The following is a 580-nucleotide window of genomic DNA, read 5'->3' as shown; positions in this document are numbered from 1 at the left end:
AACTACTAACCTGGCATGGTCTACCAGCGAAGAAACCAACAGCGACTACTTTGGTGTTGAACGCAGTGCAGACGCTACACAATGGACGACCATTGGCAACAAACAGGCAGCAGGAGATACAAAAATAAACCAGTCGTATACTTTCTCTGACGGCTCTCCATTTCGTGGTACTAACTACTACCGGTTAAAAATGGTGGACAAAGATGGTACGTATACATATAGCCGTTTTCAGTCTGTGGATTTTGAAGGGAATGTTTCGGTTTCTGTTTTTCCCAATCCGGTATCAGACGTACTTTTCTTAAAAGATGCAGTTCAGAGAGCGGTTCAATCAGTCTCGCTTGTGAACATGAGTGGGAAAACGGTTTACCAGTCAGCCAGTATCCCTGTGGATGGTATCAATGTAAAAGGACTTGCCAAAGGCATGTATATCGTAAAGGTGATCAGCGCAGGCGGAGCACTATACACACACAAAGTGATTATCACTAAATAATCATGCAGAGAAGGTGAAGTAGCATAATCTTTGTGAAACGCGTAAAGCCCAAGGCCTCCGGAAGGAGGTTTTGGGCTTTACGCGTTTCAT

General features: G+C 44.3%; 1 protein-coding gene. It reads left to right on the top strand.

Features of this window, described 5'->3' with window-relative positions; genetic code table 11:
* The coding region (locus AC1XUD_RS26540; protein WP_483364075.1) for a T9SS type A sorting domain-containing protein at positions 1–490 on the top strand (490 nt) is incomplete at its 5' end.
* Between the last annotated feature and the right edge of the window lie 90 nt (positions 491–580).

It is taken from the genome of Dyadobacter sp. HNCC25DJ184, from assembly GCF_056895215.1.
Note: the sequence above shows the minus strand (reverse complement) of the source record. Positions and strands in the feature narration are given on the sequence as shown.